This window comes from Sphingomonas sp., from assembly GCF_035758555.1.
Classification (GTDB): domain Bacteria; phylum Pseudomonadota; class Alphaproteobacteria; order Sphingomonadales; family Sphingomonadaceae; genus Sphingomonas_B.
In genome coordinates this window covers 1-17,772 of sequence record NZ_DASTXI010000154.1, presented here as the reverse complement: position 1 = coordinate 17,772, position 17,772 = coordinate 1, and the positions used below count along the sequence as shown (strand labels likewise).

The following is a 17,772-nucleotide window of genomic DNA, read 5'->3' as shown; positions in this document are numbered from 1 at the left end:
CCGGCAGGTGGCACACACGCCCGCCTTGCAGGCGAAGGGCGCGGGCAGGCCGGCGGCGCGGGCGTTTTCGAGGATGCTGCCTTTGTCCGCGTCGAAGGCGAGCCGGCGGCGGCGGCCGTCCAGCGTTACCTGCACGACGCGACCGGCGGCGTCCTGCTCGAGCGAGCGCATGCGCGCCGCCTGCTCGGCGCTCATCGCGCCGACGGTGAAACGCTCGATCAGGATGCGATCCTTGGCGACGCCGGCCGACAGCAAGGCCGCCTCCGCCGCGTCCATCATCGGCCCGGGCCCGCAGATGAAGGCGGCGTCGATCGTGCCCGGCTCGACCAGCGACGCTAGCACCTCAGCGATCTTTTCCTGGTCGAGGCGGCCGTTGAACAGCTCGACCTCCTCATCCTCCTCTTCGAGAAAATGATAGATCTGCAGCCGGTCCATGAACCGGTTCTTGAGCGCCGCCAGTTCTTCCAGGAACATGATCGTGTTCGATGACCGGTTGCCGTAAAGCAATGTGAAACGGCTGCGCGGCTCGACCGCCAGCGCGGTCTTCAGCAGCGACAGCACCGGCGTGATGCCGGAGCCGCCGGCAAAGCCGACATAGTCGCGCGACGCGTCCGGATCGAACGCCCAGGTGAAGCTGCCGTGCGGCGCCATCACGTCGATCGCGTCGCCGGGCTTCAGCGCCTCGTTCGCCCAGGTCGAGAACAGGCCGCCGCCGATCCGCTTGATCGCGATGCGCAGCTCGCCTTCGTGGGGTGCGACGCAGAGCGAATAATTGCGGCGCACATCCTCGCCTTCGATTTCAGTGCGCAGGGTCAGATGCTGGCCGGGGGCGAAGCGGAATGCCTCGCGCAGTTCGTCGGGCAGGTGGAAACGCAGCGACACCGCGTCGTCTATCTCGCGGCGTACATCGGCGATGGTCAGGCGGTGGAAGGCGGCGGACATGCGTCTCTCAATGGCATTTGAAACGGTCGAACGGCTCGGCGCAGGCGCGGCAGCGCCACAGCGCCTTGCACGGCGTCGAGCCGAAGCGGCTGACCTCCTCCGTGTCGGCGGAGCCGCATTGCGGGCACGTCGCGGTGGCGGCCGGGGAGGGCGGGGCGATGCCGTGTGCCTGGAGCTTGGCGCGGCCTTCGGGCGTGATCCAGTCGGTGGTCCAGGAGGGCGACAGCACGGTTTCGACTGCGACGTCGCGATAGCCGGCGGCGTCGAGCGCATCGCGGATGTCCCGCTCGATGGCCTGTGTGGCCGGGCAGCCGGTGTAGGTGGGCGTGATCGTCACGCGGTGCGGTTCGACGCTGCGGACGATGCCAAGGTCGAGGATCGAGAGGACGGGGATTTCGGGGTCGGGGACCTGCTCCAACACACGCCAAATCCCGTGCTCCTGCGAAAGCAGGAGCCCAGAGTCGTCAGCTTCATTGCCTCTGGGCTCCTGCTTTCGCAGGAGCACATCGCGGGGATCGCCCATCACCACGTCGCATCGGGATAGGTGCGGGGCAGGAACTGCATCACGGTCAGCAAATGCCCGAGATGCTCGCTATGATGCCCCTTCCGCCCGCCGACCACCGCACGCGGATAGACGGGGAGGGGCAGAGACGCCTCGGTCAGCACGCGCTCGACGGTCGCGTCGAAGCCGGGGCGGAGCGTAGCCTTGTCGACGCCGATCCCGGCATCGGCCAGCGCCTGCTCGACCGCGTCCATCTGGAACAGCTCGTCGACGAACCGCCAGTGCCAGTCGAGGCCGTCGATCATCCGCCGCCGGCTTTCCTCGGTGCCGTCGCCCAATCGGATCACCCAGTCGGCGGCAAGGTCGGCATGATAGCGGACTTCCTTGACCGCCTTGGCCGCGATCTCGGCCAGGCGCGGCGCGGCCGAGTGTCGCAGCGCTTCGTACAGCGCCGCCTGATAGGTCGAGAAAAGGAATTGCCGCGCGATCGTGCGGGCGAAATCGCCGTTCGGCTGTTCGACCATCAGGCAATTGCGAAAGGCGAGCACGTCGCGGCGGAAGGCGAGCGCGTCGGCGTCGCGGCCCTTGCCCTCCAGCTCGCCGGCCAAACCCAGCAGCAGCGTGGCCTGGCCGATCAGGTCGAGACCCAGATTCGCGAGGCTCAGATCGATTTCCAGCTGCGGGGCGTGCCCGCACCATTCGGTGAGGCGCTGTCCCAGGATCAGCGCATCGTCCCCCAGCCGCAGCGCATAGTCGGCGATCGCATCGCGATGCTCGTCGAGCGCGGGCGCGTCGAAGCTGCCTCGATGGCTGGCGCGCTCGGCCGTGGCGACATCCTCCGGCTGGATGGTCGGCAGCGACGGCATCAGATGTGCTTCACTTCCGGCGGGATCTCGTAAAAGGTCGGGTGGCGATAGACCTTGTCCTCGGCTGGCGCGAACATCGGCCCCGCCTGGTCGGGATCGGACGCGACGATGTCCGCCGACCTGACTACCCAAAGGCTGACGCCTTCCATCCGCCGCGTATAGGTGTCGCGGGCGTGCCGCACGGCCAGCTCCGCATCCGGCGCGTGGACCGAACCGACATGCTTGTGGCTGAGCCCCCCGCGCGAGCGGACGAACACTTCCCAGAGCGGCCAGTCCTTCATTTAATCCTCCCCTGCTTTGGCAGGGGAGGGGGACCATGCGCAGCATGGTGGAGGGGCCGGTGCGCAGCACCGGAAGGCCACGCTCGCTCCGCTCGCACTCCTCCACCGCACTTCGTGCGGTCCCCCTCCCCGAGCGAGCTCGGGGAGGATTTGATTGCGGGGGTCATGCCGCCGCCCTCGCGGCGCGCTTTGCTTCATGGGCAAGCGCCGCCTCGCGCACCCAGGCGCCGTCGTCCCAGGCCTTGCGGCGGGCCTCCATCCGCTCCTTGGCGACCGGCCCTTCGCCGCGGACGACCGCGTAGAATTCCTCCCAGTCGACCTCGCCGAAATCATAGCCGCCCTTGGCCTCGTTCCAGGCAAGGTCGGGATCGGGCACGGTCAAGCCCAGAAATTCCGCCTGCGGCACGGTGATGTCGACGAATTTCTGCCTGAGCTCGTCATTGGTATCGCGCTTGATCCGCCAGCGCATCGACTGGGCCGTGTTCGGCGAATTCTCGTCGGAGGGCCCGAACATCATCAGGCTCGGCCACCACCAGCGGTTCAGCGCGTCCTGTGCCATCGCCTTCTGCTCCGGCGTGCCGTTCGCCATTGCGATCATGATCTCGTAGCCCTGGCGCTGGTGAAAGCTTTCCTCCTTGCACACCCTCACCATGGCGCGCGCATAGGGGCCGTAGGAGGTGCGCTGCAGCGGCACCTGGTTCATGATCGCCGCCCCGTCGACCAGCCAGCCGATCGCGCCGATGTCCGCCCAGGTGAGCGTGGGATAATTGAAGATCGTCGAGTATTTGGCTTTGCCCGAATGCAGCGCCTCGATCATCTGCTCGCGGCTGGTGCCGAGCGTTTCCGCCGCGCAATAGAGGTAGAGGCCGTGTCCCCCCTCGTCCTGCACCTTGGCGAGCAGCACTGCCTTGCGCCGCAGCGACGGCGCGCGGGTCAGCCAATTGCCCTCGGGCAGCATGCCGACGATCTCGCTATGCGCGTGCTGGGAGATCTGGCGGACAAGGGTGCGGCGATAGGCCTCCGGCATCCAGTCCTTCGGCTCGATGAACTCGTCGGCGGCGACGCGCGCCTCGAACGCCTCCAGCAGCGCCGCGTCCTCGCCGCCGATCGAAGCGACCTTTGCGGGATCGGGCTTGCCCATTTCGGTGGTGTACATCGCGGCGCCTTTCGCTCTGATCCGGCCGGCATTTTAAAATAACCCGACCGGCCGGTCAACTAATCGTCAGGCGACCCGTTCCACCGCCATCGCGATGCCCTGGCCGACGCCGATGCACATGGTTGCGACGCCGTAGCGGGCGCTGCGGCGCTGCAATTCCTCGGTTACGGTCAGGGCCAGCCGCGCGCCCGACATGCCCAGCGGATGGCCGAGCGCGATCGCGCCGCCGTTCGGGTTCACATGCTCGGCATCGTCGGAAAGGCCCAGTTGGCGCATGACGGCCAAACCCTGCGCCGCAAAGGCTTCGTTGAGCTCGATCACGTCGACATCGCCGATCGACAGGCCGAGCCGTTCGAGCAGCTTCTGCGTGGCAGGCGCGGGCCCCATGCCCATGATGCGCGGCGGCACGCCGGCAACGGCAGTGCCGAGGATGCGGGCGCGGGGAGTGAGGCCGTGTTTCTTCGCGGCCGCTTCGCTGGCGACGATCAATGCCGCCGCGCCGTCGTTGACTCCCGAGGCGTTCCCGGCGGTGACAGTGCCGTCGGGGCGGACGATCGGCTTCAGCTTCGCCAGCGCTTCCATGCTGGTCTCACGCGGATGCTCGTCGCGGTCGATAGTCACCGGATCGCCCTTCTTCTGCGGGATCGTCACCGGCACGATCTCGGCGGCAAGCCGGCCGGATGCTTGGGCGGCCGCGGCGCGGCGCTGGCTTTCGGCCGCGAACCGGTCCTGGTCTTCGCGCGTCACCTGGAACTCGGTCGCGACATTTTCCGCCGTTTCTGGCATCGAGTCGATGCCATATTCCGCTTTCAGCTTCGGGTTGACGAAGCGCCAGCCGATCGTCGTGTCATAGACCGCATTGGCACGGCTGAACGCGCTTTCCGCCTTGGGCATCACGAACGGCGCCCGCGTCATGCTCTCGACGCCGCCCGCGACGATCAGCTCGGCCTCGCCGGCCTTGATCGCGCGCGCTGCGGTGCCGACCGCGTCCAGGCCCGATCCGCACAGACGGTTGATCGTGCTGCCCGGCACCGACGTGCCGAGGCCGGCGAGCAAAGCCGCCATCCGCGCGACGTTGCGATTGTCCTCGCCCGCCTGATTGGCGCAGCCGAGGATCAGGTCGTCGACCTGGCTCCAGTCGAGCCCCGGATTGCGCTCGGCGAGCGCACGGAGCGGGATCGCGGCAAGGTCGTCGGCGCGGACCTGCGCCAGCGCCCCGCCGAAACGCCCGATCGGGGTGCGGACGGCGTCGCAGATGAAAGCTTCGGTCATAGATCCTCCAGGGTGGGGCCGCCGACGGCGCGGCTGAGCCCCTGCATTTCTGCGATCACGCGGCCATCCTCGCCGGTGACGGTGATGATATAGGCGCCGGTGCGGCCGCGAAGCGCCGTTTCGCGTGCTTCGGCGACCAGCCGTTCGCCCGCACGGCCGGCATCGAGGAAGATGACGCTGCCCGATTGCGCGACCGTCTTCATGTTCCGCGAATTACAGGCATAGGCGAAGGCGGAATCGGCAAGCGCGAAGATCATGCCGCCATGGGCGATGCCGAAGCCGTTCAGCATCGCCGGCGTCAGCCGCATTGCGACACGGGCATAGCCGGCGTCGGCGGCTTCCAGTTCCAGCGCCCAGGCTGCGCCAGTGCCTTCGCGCGCGATCATACCGCGCGCGACGGTCATGGCGTCAGGAGAGGGAGGTTGCTGCACGAAACGTCCGTATCCGTCCCGGCCGGCACTTGCCAATATTTGTTCGACCGATCATTCGGGAAATAAGAACGGAGAGCCGCGCATGTATCAAACGATCCTGTTTGACCTGACCGATGGCGTGGCGCGGCTGACGCTCAATCGCCCCGACCGGCTCAACAGCTTCACCGCCGAGATGCACCGCGAAGTTGCAAATGCGCTCGACCAGGTGACGGCGGAAAACGGCGCACGCGTGTTGCTGCTGACGGGCGCCGGCCGCGGCTTCTGCGCCGGGCAGGACCTGAACGACCGCGCCGTCGCGCCGGGCAGCGCCCCGGTCGACCTCGGCGATTCGGTCGAGCGTTACTACAACCCGCTGATCCGCCGGCTGACGTCGCTCGACATGCCGGTGATCTGCGCGGTGAACGGCGTCGCGGCGGGAGCGGGGGCCAACATCGCCTTCGCCTGCGACATCGTGCTCGCCGCCCGCAGCGCCAGGTTCATCGAATCCTTCGCTGCGATCGGGCTGATCCCGGATTCGGGTGGGACCTGGGTGCTGCCGCGCCTGGCCGGGCTGCCGCGCGCGCTCGGCATGGCATTGACTGGCGAGCCGATCAGCGCCGAGCGCGCCGAGCAATGGGGGCTGATCTGGAAATGCGTCGACGACGAGGCGCTGATGGACGAAGCGCAGGCGCTCGCCGCGCGCTTCGCCGCTGGGCCGACGCTCGGGCTGGCCGCGACCAAGCACGCGATCCGCGGCTCGGGGCTGAAGACGCTCGACGAAGAGCTGGACAATGAGCGCGACCTGATGCGCCGGCTCGGCAACTCGGCCGATTACCGCGAAGGCGTCGCGGCGTTCCTCGAAAAGCGCAAGCCGGTCTTCACCGGGCGCTGAACTGGAGTTTGATGATGGGCATCGTCCAAAGCTTTGCCGAAGGCCATTGGGTCGCGCCCAAGGGGCAGACCGAGCCGGTCCATTCCGCGCTGACCGGCGAAGTCATCGCCGAAATGGGCACCGACGGCCTGGATTTCGGCGCGATGGCCGGTCACGCGCGCCGCGTCGGCGGGCCGAACCTCCGGCGCATGACCTTTCACGACCGCGCCCTGATGCTGAAAGCGCTCGGCCAGGCGGTGATGGCGCGCAAGGAAGAGCTGTACGCGCTCGCCTGGGCGACCGGCGCGACGCGGGCCGACAACTGGATCGACATCGAGGGCGGCGCGGGCACGCTCTTCTCCTTCTCGTCCAAGGGCCGGCGCGAGCTGCCCAACAGCCGGATCCTGATCGACGGCGATACCGAGATCCTGGGCAAGACCGGCAGCTTTATCGGCCAGCATGTCTATACGCCGCTGCAGGGCGTCGCGGTCCACATCAACGCGTTCAACTTCCCCGTCTGGGGCATGCTGGAAAAGCTTGGCCCCACCTGGCTCGCCGGCATGCCCGCGATCGTCAAGCCGGCGCAGCAGACCGCCTATGTCGCCGAAGCCTGCGTGCGGATCATGCTGGAAACCGGGCTGCTGCCCGAAGGCGCGATCCAGCTGGTTTCCGGCAAGGCGGGCGGCCTGCTCGACCATCTGACCGGGCAGGACGTGATCGCCTTCACCGGCTCGGCACGCACCGCCGAGCTGCTGCAGCGCCATCCGGTGGTCGCGCGCGAGGCGGTCCGGTTCACCGCCGAACGGGATTCGCTGAACGCCTCGATCCTCGGCCCGGACGCGACGCCGGACAGCCCGGAGTTCGACCTGTTCGTCAAGGAAGTCGCGAAGGAAATGACCGTCAAGGCGGGGCAGAAATGCACCGCCATCCGCCGCGCGCTGGTTCCGGCCGCGCTGATCGACGCCGCGCAGGCGGCGCTGTCGGCGCGGCTGGCGAAAACGGTGATCGGCGATCCGCGCGTCGAGGGCGTTCGGATGGGCGCGCTGGTCGGGCGCTCGCAGCTGGACGACGTCCGCGCCAAGGTCGCGGAACTCGCGCGGCAGGCGCCGATCGTGTTCGGCGATCCGGAGCATGTCGAGTTGGTGGGCGAGGGGCTGGACAAAGGTGCCTTCATTTCCCCGATCCTGCTGCGCGCCGACGACCCCTGGACTGCGGACGCCATCCACGAAGTCGAGGCGTTCGGCCCCGTCTCGACGCTGATGCCGTACCGCGACCTCGACGACGCGGTCGCGCTCGCCAATCGCGGCAAGGGCTCGCTGGTCGTCTCCGCCTTCACCCACGATCCGGACGTGGCGCGCGAGCTGGTGCTCGGCTCGGCCTCGTTCCACGGCCGCATGGCGTTCATCGACCGCGACTGCGCGGGCCAATCCACCGGCCACGGATCGCCGCTCCCGGTGCTGACGCATGGCGGCCCCGGCCGCGCGGGGGGCGGCGAAGAGCTGGGCGGCATCCGCGCGGTCAAGCATTTCATGCAGCGCACCGCGCTTCAGGGCAGCCCGGCGATGCTGAGCAAGGTGGTCGGCCAGCAGCTTGCCGGCGCCCCCACGGTCGAAGGCGACCGCCACCCGTTCCGCCTGCGCTTCGGCGAGCTGGAACCCGGCTACAGCGTCGCCACCAAAGCGCGGACGGTGACGCTCGAGGATATCGAGCATTTCGCGCATTTCACCGGCGATACCTTCTATGCGCACATGGACGAGGAAGCGGCGAAGGCGAGCCCGATCTTCGGCGGGCGGGTCGCGCACGGCTATCTGATCCTGTCGTTCGCGGCCGGCCTGTTCGTCGATCCGGCGCCGGGGCCGGTGCTGGCCAATTACGGCCTCGAAGGGCTGCGTTTCGTCAAACCGCTGAAGCCGGGCGAAAGTATGAAGGCCGTGCTCACCGCCAAATCGAAGACGCTGAAGACGCCGGAAATGGGCGAAGTCCGCTGGACCGTGCGCGTCACCAACCAGGATGACGAATTGGTCGCGACCTACGACCTGCTGACGATGAACGCGGTCTGAGATGCTGCGGCGGGGGGGAGTGGCTTATGAGCGGGGCGGGGCCGACGGGCCGCTGCTGGTGCTGATCCACGGCCTCGGCGCGACGGCGGGCGTCTGGTCGGCAATGCTTGCGGAGCCGCGCGGGCGCTGGATCGCGCCCGACCTGCCGGGGCATGGCGGCTCGGATCATAGCGGCGACTATTCGGTCGACGCGCTCGCCGCCGCACTCGCCGAGCTGGTCGAAGCAGAACGGAAGGGCGAGGAGGTCACGATCCTCGGCCATTCGCTGGGCGGACTGGTCGCGATCGCGCTGGCGGGCAGCGGTCTGCCGGTGCGCGCGGCCTATGGCCTTGGCATCAAGGTCGACTGGACCGACGACGAATTGCAACGCTTCGCAGGGCTCGCCGCCCGGCCCGCGAAGCTGTTCGACAGCGAAGCCGAGGCGCTGGCGCAGCACCGCCGCAATTGCGGGCTGGGCGACGTCGCGCTGGACTCGCCGCTGCTTGCGCGCGGCGCGGCAACGCAGGACGGCGGGTGTCGCGCGGCGATGGACATGGCCGCCTTCGCGGTCGAGCGCCCCCGAATGGCCGAGCTGGTCGTGGCGGCGCGCTGCCCGGTGCGCCTGGCGTGCGGGGAAGGGGACGCGATGATCTCCGCCGGACGGCTGCGCGACTTCGACGCGAAGGCCTTCGCGATTCCCGGCGCGGGTCACAACGCGATGGTCGATGCGCCCGGCGCGGTCTGGGACTGGCTGCAGGCAACGCCGTGACGCCGGCGCCCTGGTCGCCGAGCGAGCCGCCGGACGGCTTTTTCGACGATCCGTTTCCTTTCTATCGGCAGCTCCGCGAAGAAGCGCCGATCGCGCAGGCACCGGACGGATCGGTGCTGCTGTCGCGCCACGCCGACCTGTCCGCCGTCTATCGCGACGCGGCGTCCTTCAGCTCCGACAAGCGGGTCGAGTTCGCGCCCAAATATGGCGAGGGGCCTCTATACGCGCACCATACGACCAGCCTTGTCTTCAACGACGACCCTTATCACGGCCGCGTGCGCAAGCGGCTGGTGGGCGCGCTGACGCCGCGCTCGCTGGCGGCGCTGGCGGAGGCGCTCGGCCCCTATTGCGACAGGCTTCTCGATCGCTTTGCCGGAGGAGACGCAGTGGAGGGTTATGCGGCCGCTGTGCCGGTGCGCGTGATCGGCGACATGCTGGGCGTGCCCGAGGCGGATCGCGGGCCCTTGCGCGGCTGGTCCCTGGCGATCCTCGGCGCGCTGGAGCCGCAGCCGGGGCCGGAGCGGCTCGCGGCCGGCAACGCGGCGGTGGCGGAATTCTCCGCCTATTTGGCCGAGCTGATCGCGGCGCGCCGCCGCTCGCCCGGCGATCCGGAACGCGATCTGCTGACCCGCCTGATCGCCGGCGAGGGCGCGGAGGCGCTGACGCCCGCCGAGTTGATCCACAACGCGATCTTCCTGCTCAATGCCGGGCACGAGACGACCAGCAACCTGATCGGCAGCGCGCTATACATACTGGCGACCATGCCCGAGGTTCGGCGCGCGCTGATTGCGGACCCGGAGGCGATGCCCAGTTTCGTGGAGGAAGTGCTGCGATTCGAAAGCCCGAACCAGCTGGGCAACCGCCGGGCTGTCCGCGATACGGAGATCGCCGGCGTGGCCGTCGCTGCCGGCACGCAGGTCACGCTGGTGATCGGGGCCGCGAACCGCGATCCCGCCGCGTTCGCCGGTCCCGAGACGTTCGATTTCCGCCGCTCGCCCAACCGCCATCTCGCTTTCGGTGCCGGTCCGCACCAATGCGCCGGCCTCAGCCTCGCACGTCTCGAGGCGCGGATCGCGATCGCGGCGTGGTTGCGGCGGTTTCCGGAGTTCGGCCTGGCGCGCCCGCCGCAATGGCAGCGGCGCGTGCGCTTTCGCGGCCTGACCGCGCTGGAGGTCTCGCTGTGAGTGTCGACTATGGTCCCACGTCCGCCGAGGAGCTGCGCGCTCTGCAACTGGAACGGCTGAAAGCGACCCTTGCCCACGCCGCCGCCAATTCGGCGCATTATCGGAAGGCGTTCGCCGAAGCCGGGGTCGATCCCTCCGATCTCCAGTCGCTCGACGACCTCGCCCGCTTTCCGTTCACCACCAAGGCCGATCTGCGCGCGCATTACCCGTTCGGCATGTTCGCGGTGCCGATGGAGCAGGTCGCGCGCATCCACGCCTCGTCGGGGACCACCGGCAAGCCGACCGTCGTCGGCTATACCGCCGATGATATCCGCATCTGGGCAGGCCTGATCGCACGCTCGATCCATGCCGCGGGCGGCCGGCGAGGCATGAAGGTCCACATCGCCTATGGCTACGGCCTGTTCACCGGTGGGCTGGGCGCGCATTACGGTGCGGAGGCGCTCGGCTGCACCGTGATCCCGATGTCCGGCGGCCAGACCGAGAAACAGGTCCAGCTGATCCGCGATTTCGCACCCGAGATCATCATGGTGACGCCGAGCTACATGCTCGCGATTCTCGACGAGTTCCGGCGTCAGGGCATCGATCCGGCGGCATCTTCCCTTCGCTACGGCATTTTCGGCGCGGAGCCATGGACCGAAGCGATGCGTCGCGAGATCGGGAGCGCCTTCGGCCTGCAGGCGACCGACATTTACGGCCTGTCCGAAGTGATGGGGCCGGGCGTCGCGCAGGAATTCGTCGGCGGCGCGCCTGGTCCCACGATCTGGGAAGACCATTTCTATCCCGAGATCGTCGATCCGGAGACCGGCGCGGCGCTCCCGGACGGCGAGGAAGGCGAGCTCGTCTTCACGTCGCTCACCAAGCAGGCGCTTCCGATCGTCCGCTACCGCACGCGCGACCTGACGCGGCTGCTGCCCGGCATCGAAACGCCGATGCGGCGGATGGCCAAGATCACCGGACGATGCGACGACATGCTGATCGTCCGCGGCGTCAACGTCTTTCCGACCCAGATCGAGGAACAGGTACTGAAATGCCCCGGCCTTGCCCCGCATTTCCTGATCGAGGTCAGCAGGCCCGGTCGCATGGACGAGGTCCGCATCAAGGTGGAGGCGCGCGCGTCCGGGGGCGATGACGCCGGTCAGGGACGGTTGCTTGCCGGCTACGTCAAAGAAGTGATCGGCATCAGCGCCACGGTAGAGGTGGGTGCGCCGGGCTCGCTGCCGCGATCGGCGGGGAAGGCTGCGCGGGTGGTCGATTTGCGGAAAGGGACCGCCTAGCATCGCTCGTCCCGAGCGGAGCGCGGAGCGCGTAGTCGAGGGGCGCCGACACAACGTTCGGAGCAGCGCCCCTCGACTTCGCTCGGGACGAGCGGATGCTTTGCGGTATGTGATTCAGACCGGCATCGCCGTCGTGTACTTCACCCGATTGAGCGCGAAGTGCGACGAGGAGCTGGCGACCGCCGGGTGGTTCAGCAGCGTGTGCATCAGGAAGCGCTCGTAGTCGCGCACGTCGGCCACGGCGATCCGTAGCAGATAATCCCATTCGCCCGACATCGAGTAGCAGTCCATGACCTCCGGGTGCTCCTGCACAAAAGCCTCGAACGCCGATCGCACCTCGCCGGTATGCGTCTTCATCCGTACCTGGCAGATCGCGTCGAGCCCGCGCCCGACCTTCACCGGATCGACCAGCCGCACCGTCGGTCCCAGCACGCCGGCCGCTTCCAGCGCCTTGATCCGGCGCCAGCAGGAGGCCGGGGAGGCAGCGACTTCCTGCGCCAGCTCGGCATGGCTGATCGCGCCGTCGCGCTGCAGCACGCGCAGGATGCGCCGGTCCAGCGCATCCAGTTCGGCTGCGTCACGAGAGAGGTGAGAGATTTGTTCCATATTGCAGCGCCTTTGCGGCCCATTCTCATCACGCGTTAACGCGATACGCGGAAATTAGAAATGATTTTGCGTGGACGATGCTCTATGTCTTTCGCATGGCTACCATCCTCGAATCCGCTGCGCGCGACGATCGCGCGCTTTCGTCCGAATCCGGCATTTTCGACGCTCTCGCGACGCAACCCGCCGATCCCTTGCTCTCGGTGATCGGCGCGTTCCGGGCCGATCCGCGGCCGCACAAGATCGATGTCGGCGTCGGCGTGTTCCGCACCGAAGCGGGCGAGACGCCGGTGTTCCGCGCGATGAAGGCGGCCGAGCGGCGGCTGCTCGAGACGCAGGACACCAAAGCCTATCTGGGCCCCGAAGGCGATATCGGCTTCTTCCAGGCGCTGCGGCCGGTGCTGTTCGGCGCAGGCGATCCGGGCGAGCGCGTGTTCGGGCTCCAGACGCCGGGCGGCACCGGCGCGCTCCGCCTCGCGGCGGAGCTGATCGCGGCGGCGCGCCCCGGCGCGCGCGTGTTCGTCGGCACGCCGACCTGGCCCAACCACCCGCCGGTCCTGAAGAAGACGGGGCTGGAGCAGGTGTCCTACCGCCATTTCGATCCGGAGACCCAGGCAGTGTGCTTCGACGACGTGACGGCAGCGCTGGAGACGGCCGGTTCGGGCGACGTCGCGCTGCTTCAGGTCTGCTGCCATAACCCGACCGGCGCCGATTTCACGCGCGAGCAATGGCAGGAGATCGCGCGCATCCTCAGCCGGCGCGGCGTGCTGCCGCTGCTCGACCTGGCCTATCAGGGGCTGGGCGAGGGGCTGGATGCCGACGCCGCGGGCGTGCGCATCGTGCTGGAGCAGGTGCCGGCCGCGCTGGTGGCTTATTCGTGCGACAAGAATTTCGGCCTGTACCGCGAGCGGACCGGCGCGCTGTTCGGCATCGCCGCGAACGGGGAGGGCGCGCGGATCGCCCATTCCAATGTGCTGGCGCTGGCCCGCGCCGCCTGGTCGATGCCGCCCGATCATGGCGCCGCTGCCGCCCGGATCATCCTGGAGGATCCAGCGCTCGCCGCCGACTGGCGCGCGGAACTGACGGGGATGCGCGACCGGATCGTGTCGATGCGCGAGCTTCTGGGCACGATCGACCCGGCATTCGCGCCGCTCGCGCGTCAGCACGGCATGTTCTCGACGCTGCCGCTGTCGCCCGAGCAGGTGCTGCGGCTGCGCGAGGAATTCGCGGTCTACATGCCCAACTCCGGCCGCATCAATGTCGCCGGCCTGACCCGCGCCAATGTCGAGCCGTTCGTGCGCGCCGTGAAGAGCGTGATGTGATGGCGGCCCAGGCGCCGGCGATCGACGCGCATCGCGGCAATGCGCCGCATCCGGCCTGGGACTGGCGCCGCGTCGCCTATCTCGTCCAGCTGTCGCGCGCGCTCGACAAGCTCGAAGAGACCCGGCTCGTGCCGGAGAAGAAGGTGCTCTACCAATTCTCGGCGCGCGGGCACGACATGGCGCAGGTGCTGCTGGGGCTGAGGCTGACCGATCCCGTGGACGCGGCATGCGGCTATTACCGTTCGCGCCCGATGCTGCTGTCGCTGGGGGTGCCGGTCGACGATGCGCTGGGCTCGGCGATGGGCCGCGCCGGCGGCTATTCGGACGGGCGCGATATCGGCGTCGTCTTCAACTATCCGAACCCGCACGGCGCCTCGGCGCTGCCGATGTGCGGCGGCGTCGGCGCGCAATATACGCCGACTGCCGGCTGGGCGCAGGCGATCGAGTACTACCGCACCGAGTTGAAGGACCCGCGCTACGAAAAGGCGATCGCGGTGGTGCTGGGCGGCGAGGCGTCGTGCGCGACCAACGGATTCTGGGCGGCGCTGACGATCGCGACGACGCAGCAGTTGCCGATGCTCTTCTTCATCGAGGACAATGGCTATGGCATCTCCGTGCCGTCCTCGTTCCAGACGCCCGGCGGGGATATCGCGGCGAACCTGGCCAGCTTCTCCGGCCTCGAAGTGCTGAGCGGCGACGGGACCGAGCCGGTCGAGGCGGCGCGGCTCGTCGATCGCGCTATGGCGCATGTCCGCGAACGGCGCGCGCCGGTGCTGATGCGGCTGACCGTGCCGCGGCTGCAGGGTCACAGCTTCCAGGATACCCAGACCTATAAGGGCGACGCGGTCGTCGAGGCCGAATGGGCGCGCGATCCGCTGCCGAAGCTGAAATCCTTCCTGGTCGGATCGCTCCTGGGTGAAGCGGAGTGGAACGCGATCGAGCGCGAAGCCGCCGAGGCAGCCGACGCCGCAAGCGCACTCGCCGAGGCGCGGCCGGTCTCCGACCCGGAACAGGTGACGCGGAACGTCTTTTTCGAAGGCGAGATGCAGGCCGAAGGCGGCCAGTGGACGCACGGCTATGCGCCGCCGGCTTCGGACGACACGCCGACGCCTGACGGGCAGCGCATCAATATGGGCGCGGCGATCCGCCGCACCTTGGAGCAGGAGCTGGAAGCCAATCCGCGCGTGCTCGTGTTCGGCGAGGATGTCGGGCCGAAGGGCGGCGTCCATGCGGTGACGCTCGGCTTGCAGGACAAATTCGGCTCCGCGCGCGTGTTCGATACCAGCCTGTCGGAGGAAGGGATCGTCGGCCGTGCGGTCGGCATGGCGCTGGCCGGGCTGATGCCGGTGCCCGAGATCCAGTTCCGCAAATATGCCGAGCCCGCGACCGAGCAGATCAACGATTGCGGCACGATGCGCTGGCGCACTGCCAACCGCTTCGCCGCGCCGATGGTGCTGCGCGTGCCCGGCGGTTATTTTAAATGCGGCGATCCATGGCACAGCCAAACCAACGAAGTCGCCTTCGTCCACCAGCCCGGCTGGAAAGTCGCGGTGCCGTCGAACGCGGAGGATGCGGTCGGGCTGCTCCGCGCGGCCCTGCGCGGCAACGACCCCGTGATCTTCTTCGAGCATCGGGCGATGCTGGACGATAGTTGGGCGCGGAGGCCTTGGCCCGGCGATGCATTCGTGCTGCCGTTCGGGCGGGCGAAGAAAGTCGCGGAGGGCGACCGGATCACGATCGTCACCTGGGGCGCGATGACTCCGCGCTGCGAGGCGGCTGCTGCCCATATCTCCGCCGACGTGATCGACCTGCGCACGCTAATGCCCTGGGATCGCGAAATGGTGCTGGAGTCGGTCCGGCGCACACGCCGCTGCCTGATCGTGCACGAGGATATCCGTACCGCAGGGTTCGGCGCCGAGATCGCGGCGGTGGTTGCGGACGAAGCGTTCCTGGACCTGGATGCCCCGGTCGCGCGGCTGACGATGCCGGATATTCCAAGCCCTCATAACCCGGTGCTGCTCGACTGGGCGGTGCCGTCGGTCGACCGCATCCGCGCGAAAATCGACGAGCTGGTGGCCTTCTGATGGACGGCACGGTCGATATCACGATGCCCGCCGAGCTGGAGGGCACCAGGGCCGTCGTGCGCAGCTGGCTGAAATCGGTCGGCGAAACGGTGCGCCGCGACGAGCCTTTGGTCGAGCTGGAGACCGACAAGGTCACAACCGAAGTGCCCGCGCCCGCGGACGGCGTGCTGCTGGAAATCCTGCTGGAGCGCGACGCCGAGGCGGAGCCCGGCGCTCTGCTTGGGCGACTTGGCGCCAGGGCGGCCGAGCCCGCGGCTCCGACGGCCGAGCCCGAGGTGTGCTCGCGTCAGTCCGCCGCGCCTGCGCCGCCCGCGTTAGAGCAGGTGCGCGAGCACCGCTTGTCGCCCGCCGTGCGCCGTGCGGTGGGGCAGCATGGTGTCGACATCAGCGTGATCCGCGGGACCGGGAGAGACGGACGGATCACCCGCGCCGATGTTGACGCGCTCGTCGCCGCGCGCGCTTCTGCGCCGGCATCCGGCAGCCGCATCGTCCCGCATGACCGGATGCGGCGGCTGATCGCGGACAATATGCTCGCCAGCGTCACCACCGCGCCGCACGTGACCGCGGTGTTCGAGGCGGATTTCAGCGCCATCATCGCGCACCGGGCGAAACACAAAGCGGCCTATGAGCGTGACGGCGTGTCGCTCACCTACACGGCCTATATCGTCGCCGCCTGCGTCGCGGCGATGCGAGCGGTGCCCGTCATCAACAGCCGCTGGCATGCCGATCACCTCGAAATCTTCGAGGACGTGAATATCGGCATCGGCACCGCGCTGGGCGACAAGGGGTTGGTGGTGCCGATCGTGCACCGGGCGCAAGAGCTGTCGCTGCAAGCCATCGCCGCGCGGCTGCACGATCTGACCGCTCGGGCGCGATCGGGCCAGCTGAAGGCGGCCGACATGAAGGACGGCAGCTTCACCATCTCCAATCACGGCGTGTCCGGATCGCTGGTGGCGACGCCGATCATCATCCAGCAACCGCAATCGGCGATCCTGGGTGTCGGCAAGCTGGAAAAGCGCGTCGTGGTGCGCGAGGTGGGCGGCGTCGACACGATCCAGATCCGCCCGATGGCGTTCGTGTCGCTGACCATCGATCACCGCGTCGTCGACGGCCACCAGACCAACGCCTGGCTGACCGCCTTCGTGCAGGCACTGGAGAGTTTCGGAGACTAGAAGCCGCTGAGGAAACTGCGCACGTTCGCGCCCAGCGCGGCGGTGGCGTAGCCGCCTTCCTGGACGACCACGGTCGGCAGCCCCGCGCTCGCGATATCCGCGGCGAGCGCGCGGTAGTCGGCCGTGGCCAGCTCGAAGTGCGAGATCGGATCGCCCTCGAACGTATCCGCGCCGAAGCTGACGACCAGCAGCCCCGGATCGAAGGCCCGGATCGCGTCGAGCGCCTGCGCCTGGGCTGCGCGGAACGCCGGCAGTCGGGTGCCCTGCGGCAAGGGCAGGTTCAGCGTCGCGCCTTCGCCCGGGCCGCCGCCGGTCTCGTCCGCATGGCCCCAGAAGAAGGGATAGTCTGTCGCGGGATCGGCGTGAATCGAGGCATAGAACACGTCGTCGCGCTCCCAGAAAATATCCTGGGTGCCGTTGCCGTGGTGATAGTCGATGTCGAGGATCGCTACCCGCTCGATACCCGCATCGCGCGCCCGTTGCGCGGTGATCGCGGCGACGTTCAGATGGCAATAGCCACCGAAATAGTCGGCACCGGCATGATGGCCCGGGGGCCGGCAGAGCGCGAAGGCGGCCCGCTCGCCGCCCAGCACCGCGTCCGCGGCCGCAATCGCGGTCTGCGCGTTCCAGTAAGCCGCTTCCCACGTCCCTTCAGCGATCGGCGTCGTCGCATCGAAGCTGAAGCGGCCGAGCAGCGCGTCGATCCGCTTCAGCCTGAGCGCCCGGCGGCCGATCACCGGCCAGGCATAGGGAATCGGATCGCCGTCGCGCCCGGCGTCGCGCCACAGCGCGTGGGCTGACTTCAGGAACTCGATATATTCGGCATCATGGACGGCTAGGATCGGGCCTTCACCGCAATCCCGCGGCAGCTCGGTCGGGCCGATCGCGTTCAGGACCGACTCTGCGCGATCGGGCGTCTCCTGATAGGCAGTGAACCCGCCATTGTGCAGCTCGGAGACCGGGCGGTGCCGCAGCTGCCGGGGATCGAAAAAGGAACGCATTCAGGTCTCCGGCAGGCTGTTCGT

At 68.5% G+C, this 17,772-nt stretch carries 17 protein-coding genes; 8 read left to right on the top strand and 9 right to left on the bottom strand.

Annotated features, from left to right (window positions below):
• The 7 genes from VFT73_RS09295 to paaI all read right to left on the bottom strand — a co-directional run.
• Positions 1-942, bottom strand: a 942-nt coding sequence (locus tag VFT73_RS09295; RefSeq protein ID WP_326410182.1) for a ferredoxin--NADP reductase, incomplete at its 3' end; no start/stop codon positions are given.
• Positions 943-949: 7 nt separating this feature from the next.
• The gene (gene paaD / locus VFT73_RS09290; protein ID WP_414712813.1) at positions 950-1,363 is read right to left on the bottom strand and encodes a 1,2-phenylacetyl-CoA epoxidase subunit PaaD; all 414 of its coding nucleotides are present in this window, start codon (positions 1,361-1,363) and stop codon (positions 950-952) included.
• A gap of 101 nt (positions 1,364-1,464) precedes the next feature.
• Entirely contained in the window at positions 1,465-2,310 is an 846-nt protein-coding gene (gene paaC, locus VFT73_RS09285) for a 1,2-phenylacetyl-CoA epoxidase subunit PaaC (RefSeq protein WP_326410180.1), read from the bottom strand.
• The gene (gene paaB, locus VFT73_RS09280) at positions 2,310-2,591 is read right to left on the bottom strand and encodes a 1,2-phenylacetyl-CoA epoxidase subunit PaaB (RefSeq protein WP_157025034.1); all 282 of its coding nucleotides are present in this window, start codon (positions 2,589-2,591) and stop codon (positions 2,310-2,312) included. Before paaB ends, paaC begins: the two co-directional genes overlap by 1 nt.
• A 163-nt stretch (positions 2,592-2,754) precedes the next feature.
• Positions 2,755-3,747: a 1,2-phenylacetyl-CoA epoxidase subunit PaaA gene (paaA, locus tag VFT73_RS09275; protein WP_326410175.1), complete on the bottom strand. Its 993-nt coding sequence runs from the start codon at positions 3,745-3,747 to the stop codon at positions 2,755-2,757.
• 66 nt (positions 3,748-3,813) lie between these two features.
• Positions 3,814-5,019 carry a 3-oxoadipyl-CoA thiolase gene (gene pcaF, locus VFT73_RS09270; RefSeq protein ID WP_326410172.1) on the bottom strand — a complete coding sequence of 402 codons (1,206 nt, stop codon included), beginning with the start codon at positions 5,017-5,019 and terminating at the stop codon, positions 3,814-3,816.
• On the bottom strand, positions 5,016-5,423 hold the full coding sequence (paaI, locus tag VFT73_RS09265) for a hydroxyphenylacetyl-CoA thioesterase PaaI (RefSeq protein ID WP_326410170.1): 408 nt from the start codon (positions 5,421-5,423) through the stop codon (positions 5,016-5,018). Before paaI ends, pcaF begins: the two co-directional genes overlap by 4 nt.
• A 109-nt stretch (positions 5,424-5,532) precedes the next feature.
• Between paaI and paaG the strand changes: the two genes are divergently transcribed.
• Genes paaG through paaK form a run of 5 tightly spaced genes read left to right on the top strand, consistent with a single transcriptional unit; the run spans position 5,533 to position 11,566 of the window.
• On the top strand, positions 5,533-6,321 hold the full coding sequence (paaG, locus tag VFT73_RS09260) for a 2-(1,2-epoxy-1,2-dihydrophenyl)acetyl-CoA isomerase PaaG (RefSeq protein ID WP_326410168.1): 789 nt from the start codon (positions 5,533-5,535) through the stop codon (positions 6,319-6,321).
• Between the two features lie 14 nt (positions 6,322-6,335).
• The gene (gene paaZ / locus VFT73_RS09255; RefSeq protein ID WP_326410166.1) at positions 6,336-8,360 is read left to right on the top strand and encodes a phenylacetic acid degradation bifunctional protein PaaZ; all 2,025 of its coding nucleotides are present in this window, start codon (positions 6,336-6,338) and stop codon (positions 8,358-8,360) included.
• A gap of 19 nt (positions 8,361-8,379) precedes the next feature.
• On the top strand, positions 8,380-9,108 hold the full coding sequence (locus VFT73_RS09250) for an alpha/beta hydrolase (RefSeq protein WP_326410164.1): 729 nt from the start codon (positions 8,380-8,382) through the stop codon (positions 9,106-9,108).
• A complete protein-coding gene (locus tag VFT73_RS09245) occupies positions 9,105-10,292 on the top strand; it encodes a cytochrome P450 (protein ID WP_326410162.1) in 1,188 nt (395 codons plus the stop codon). Before VFT73_RS09250 ends, VFT73_RS09245 begins: the two co-directional genes overlap by 4 nt.
• On the top strand, positions 10,238-11,566 hold the full coding sequence (paaK, locus tag VFT73_RS09240; protein WP_414712812.1) for a phenylacetate--CoA ligase PaaK: 1,329 nt from the start codon (positions 10,238-10,240) through the stop codon (positions 11,564-11,566). Before VFT73_RS09245 ends, paaK begins: the two co-directional genes overlap by 55 nt.
• Positions 11,567-11,680: 114 nt before the next feature.
• Here paaK and VFT73_RS09235 read toward each other — a convergent pair whose 3' ends face one another.
• Complete coding sequence (locus VFT73_RS09235) at positions 11,681-12,172, bottom strand: Lrp/AsnC family transcriptional regulator (protein ID WP_326410157.1); 492 nt, start codon at positions 12,170-12,172, stop codon at positions 11,681-11,683.
• A 95-nt stretch (positions 12,173-12,267) separates the two neighbouring features.
• Between VFT73_RS09235 and VFT73_RS09230 the strand changes: the two genes are divergently transcribed.
• From VFT73_RS09230 to VFT73_RS09220, 3 genes are read left to right on the top strand one after another with little or no spacing between them, the layout of a single operon-like run.
• Positions 12,268-13,491 carry an amino acid aminotransferase gene (locus VFT73_RS09230; RefSeq protein ID WP_326410155.1) on the top strand — a complete coding sequence of 408 codons (1,224 nt, stop codon included), beginning with the start codon at positions 12,268-12,270 and terminating at the stop codon, positions 13,489-13,491.
• Positions 13,491-15,575, top strand: coding sequence for a transketolase C-terminal domain-containing protein (locus VFT73_RS09225; protein WP_326410153.1), 2,085 nt, complete (start codon positions 13,491-13,493; stop codon positions 15,573-15,575). The genes VFT73_RS09230 and VFT73_RS09225 overlap by 1 nt, the downstream gene beginning before the upstream one ends.
• Positions 15,575-16,747 (top strand): dihydrolipoamide acetyltransferase family protein, encoded by a 1,173-nt coding sequence (locus tag VFT73_RS09220; RefSeq protein WP_326410151.1) that lies wholly within the window; start codon positions 15,575-15,577, stop codon positions 16,745-16,747. The genes VFT73_RS09225 and VFT73_RS09220 overlap by 1 nt, the downstream gene beginning before the upstream one ends.
• Here VFT73_RS09220 and VFT73_RS09215 read toward each other — a convergent pair.
• Positions 16,744-17,748, bottom strand: a complete 1,005-nt coding sequence (locus tag VFT73_RS09215; protein ID WP_326410149.1) for a histone deacetylase family protein — start codon at positions 17,746-17,748, stop codon at positions 16,744-16,746. The two genes, VFT73_RS09220 and VFT73_RS09215, sit on opposite strands and share 4 nt — an antisense overlap.
• Between the last annotated feature and the right edge of the window lie 24 nt (positions 17,749-17,772).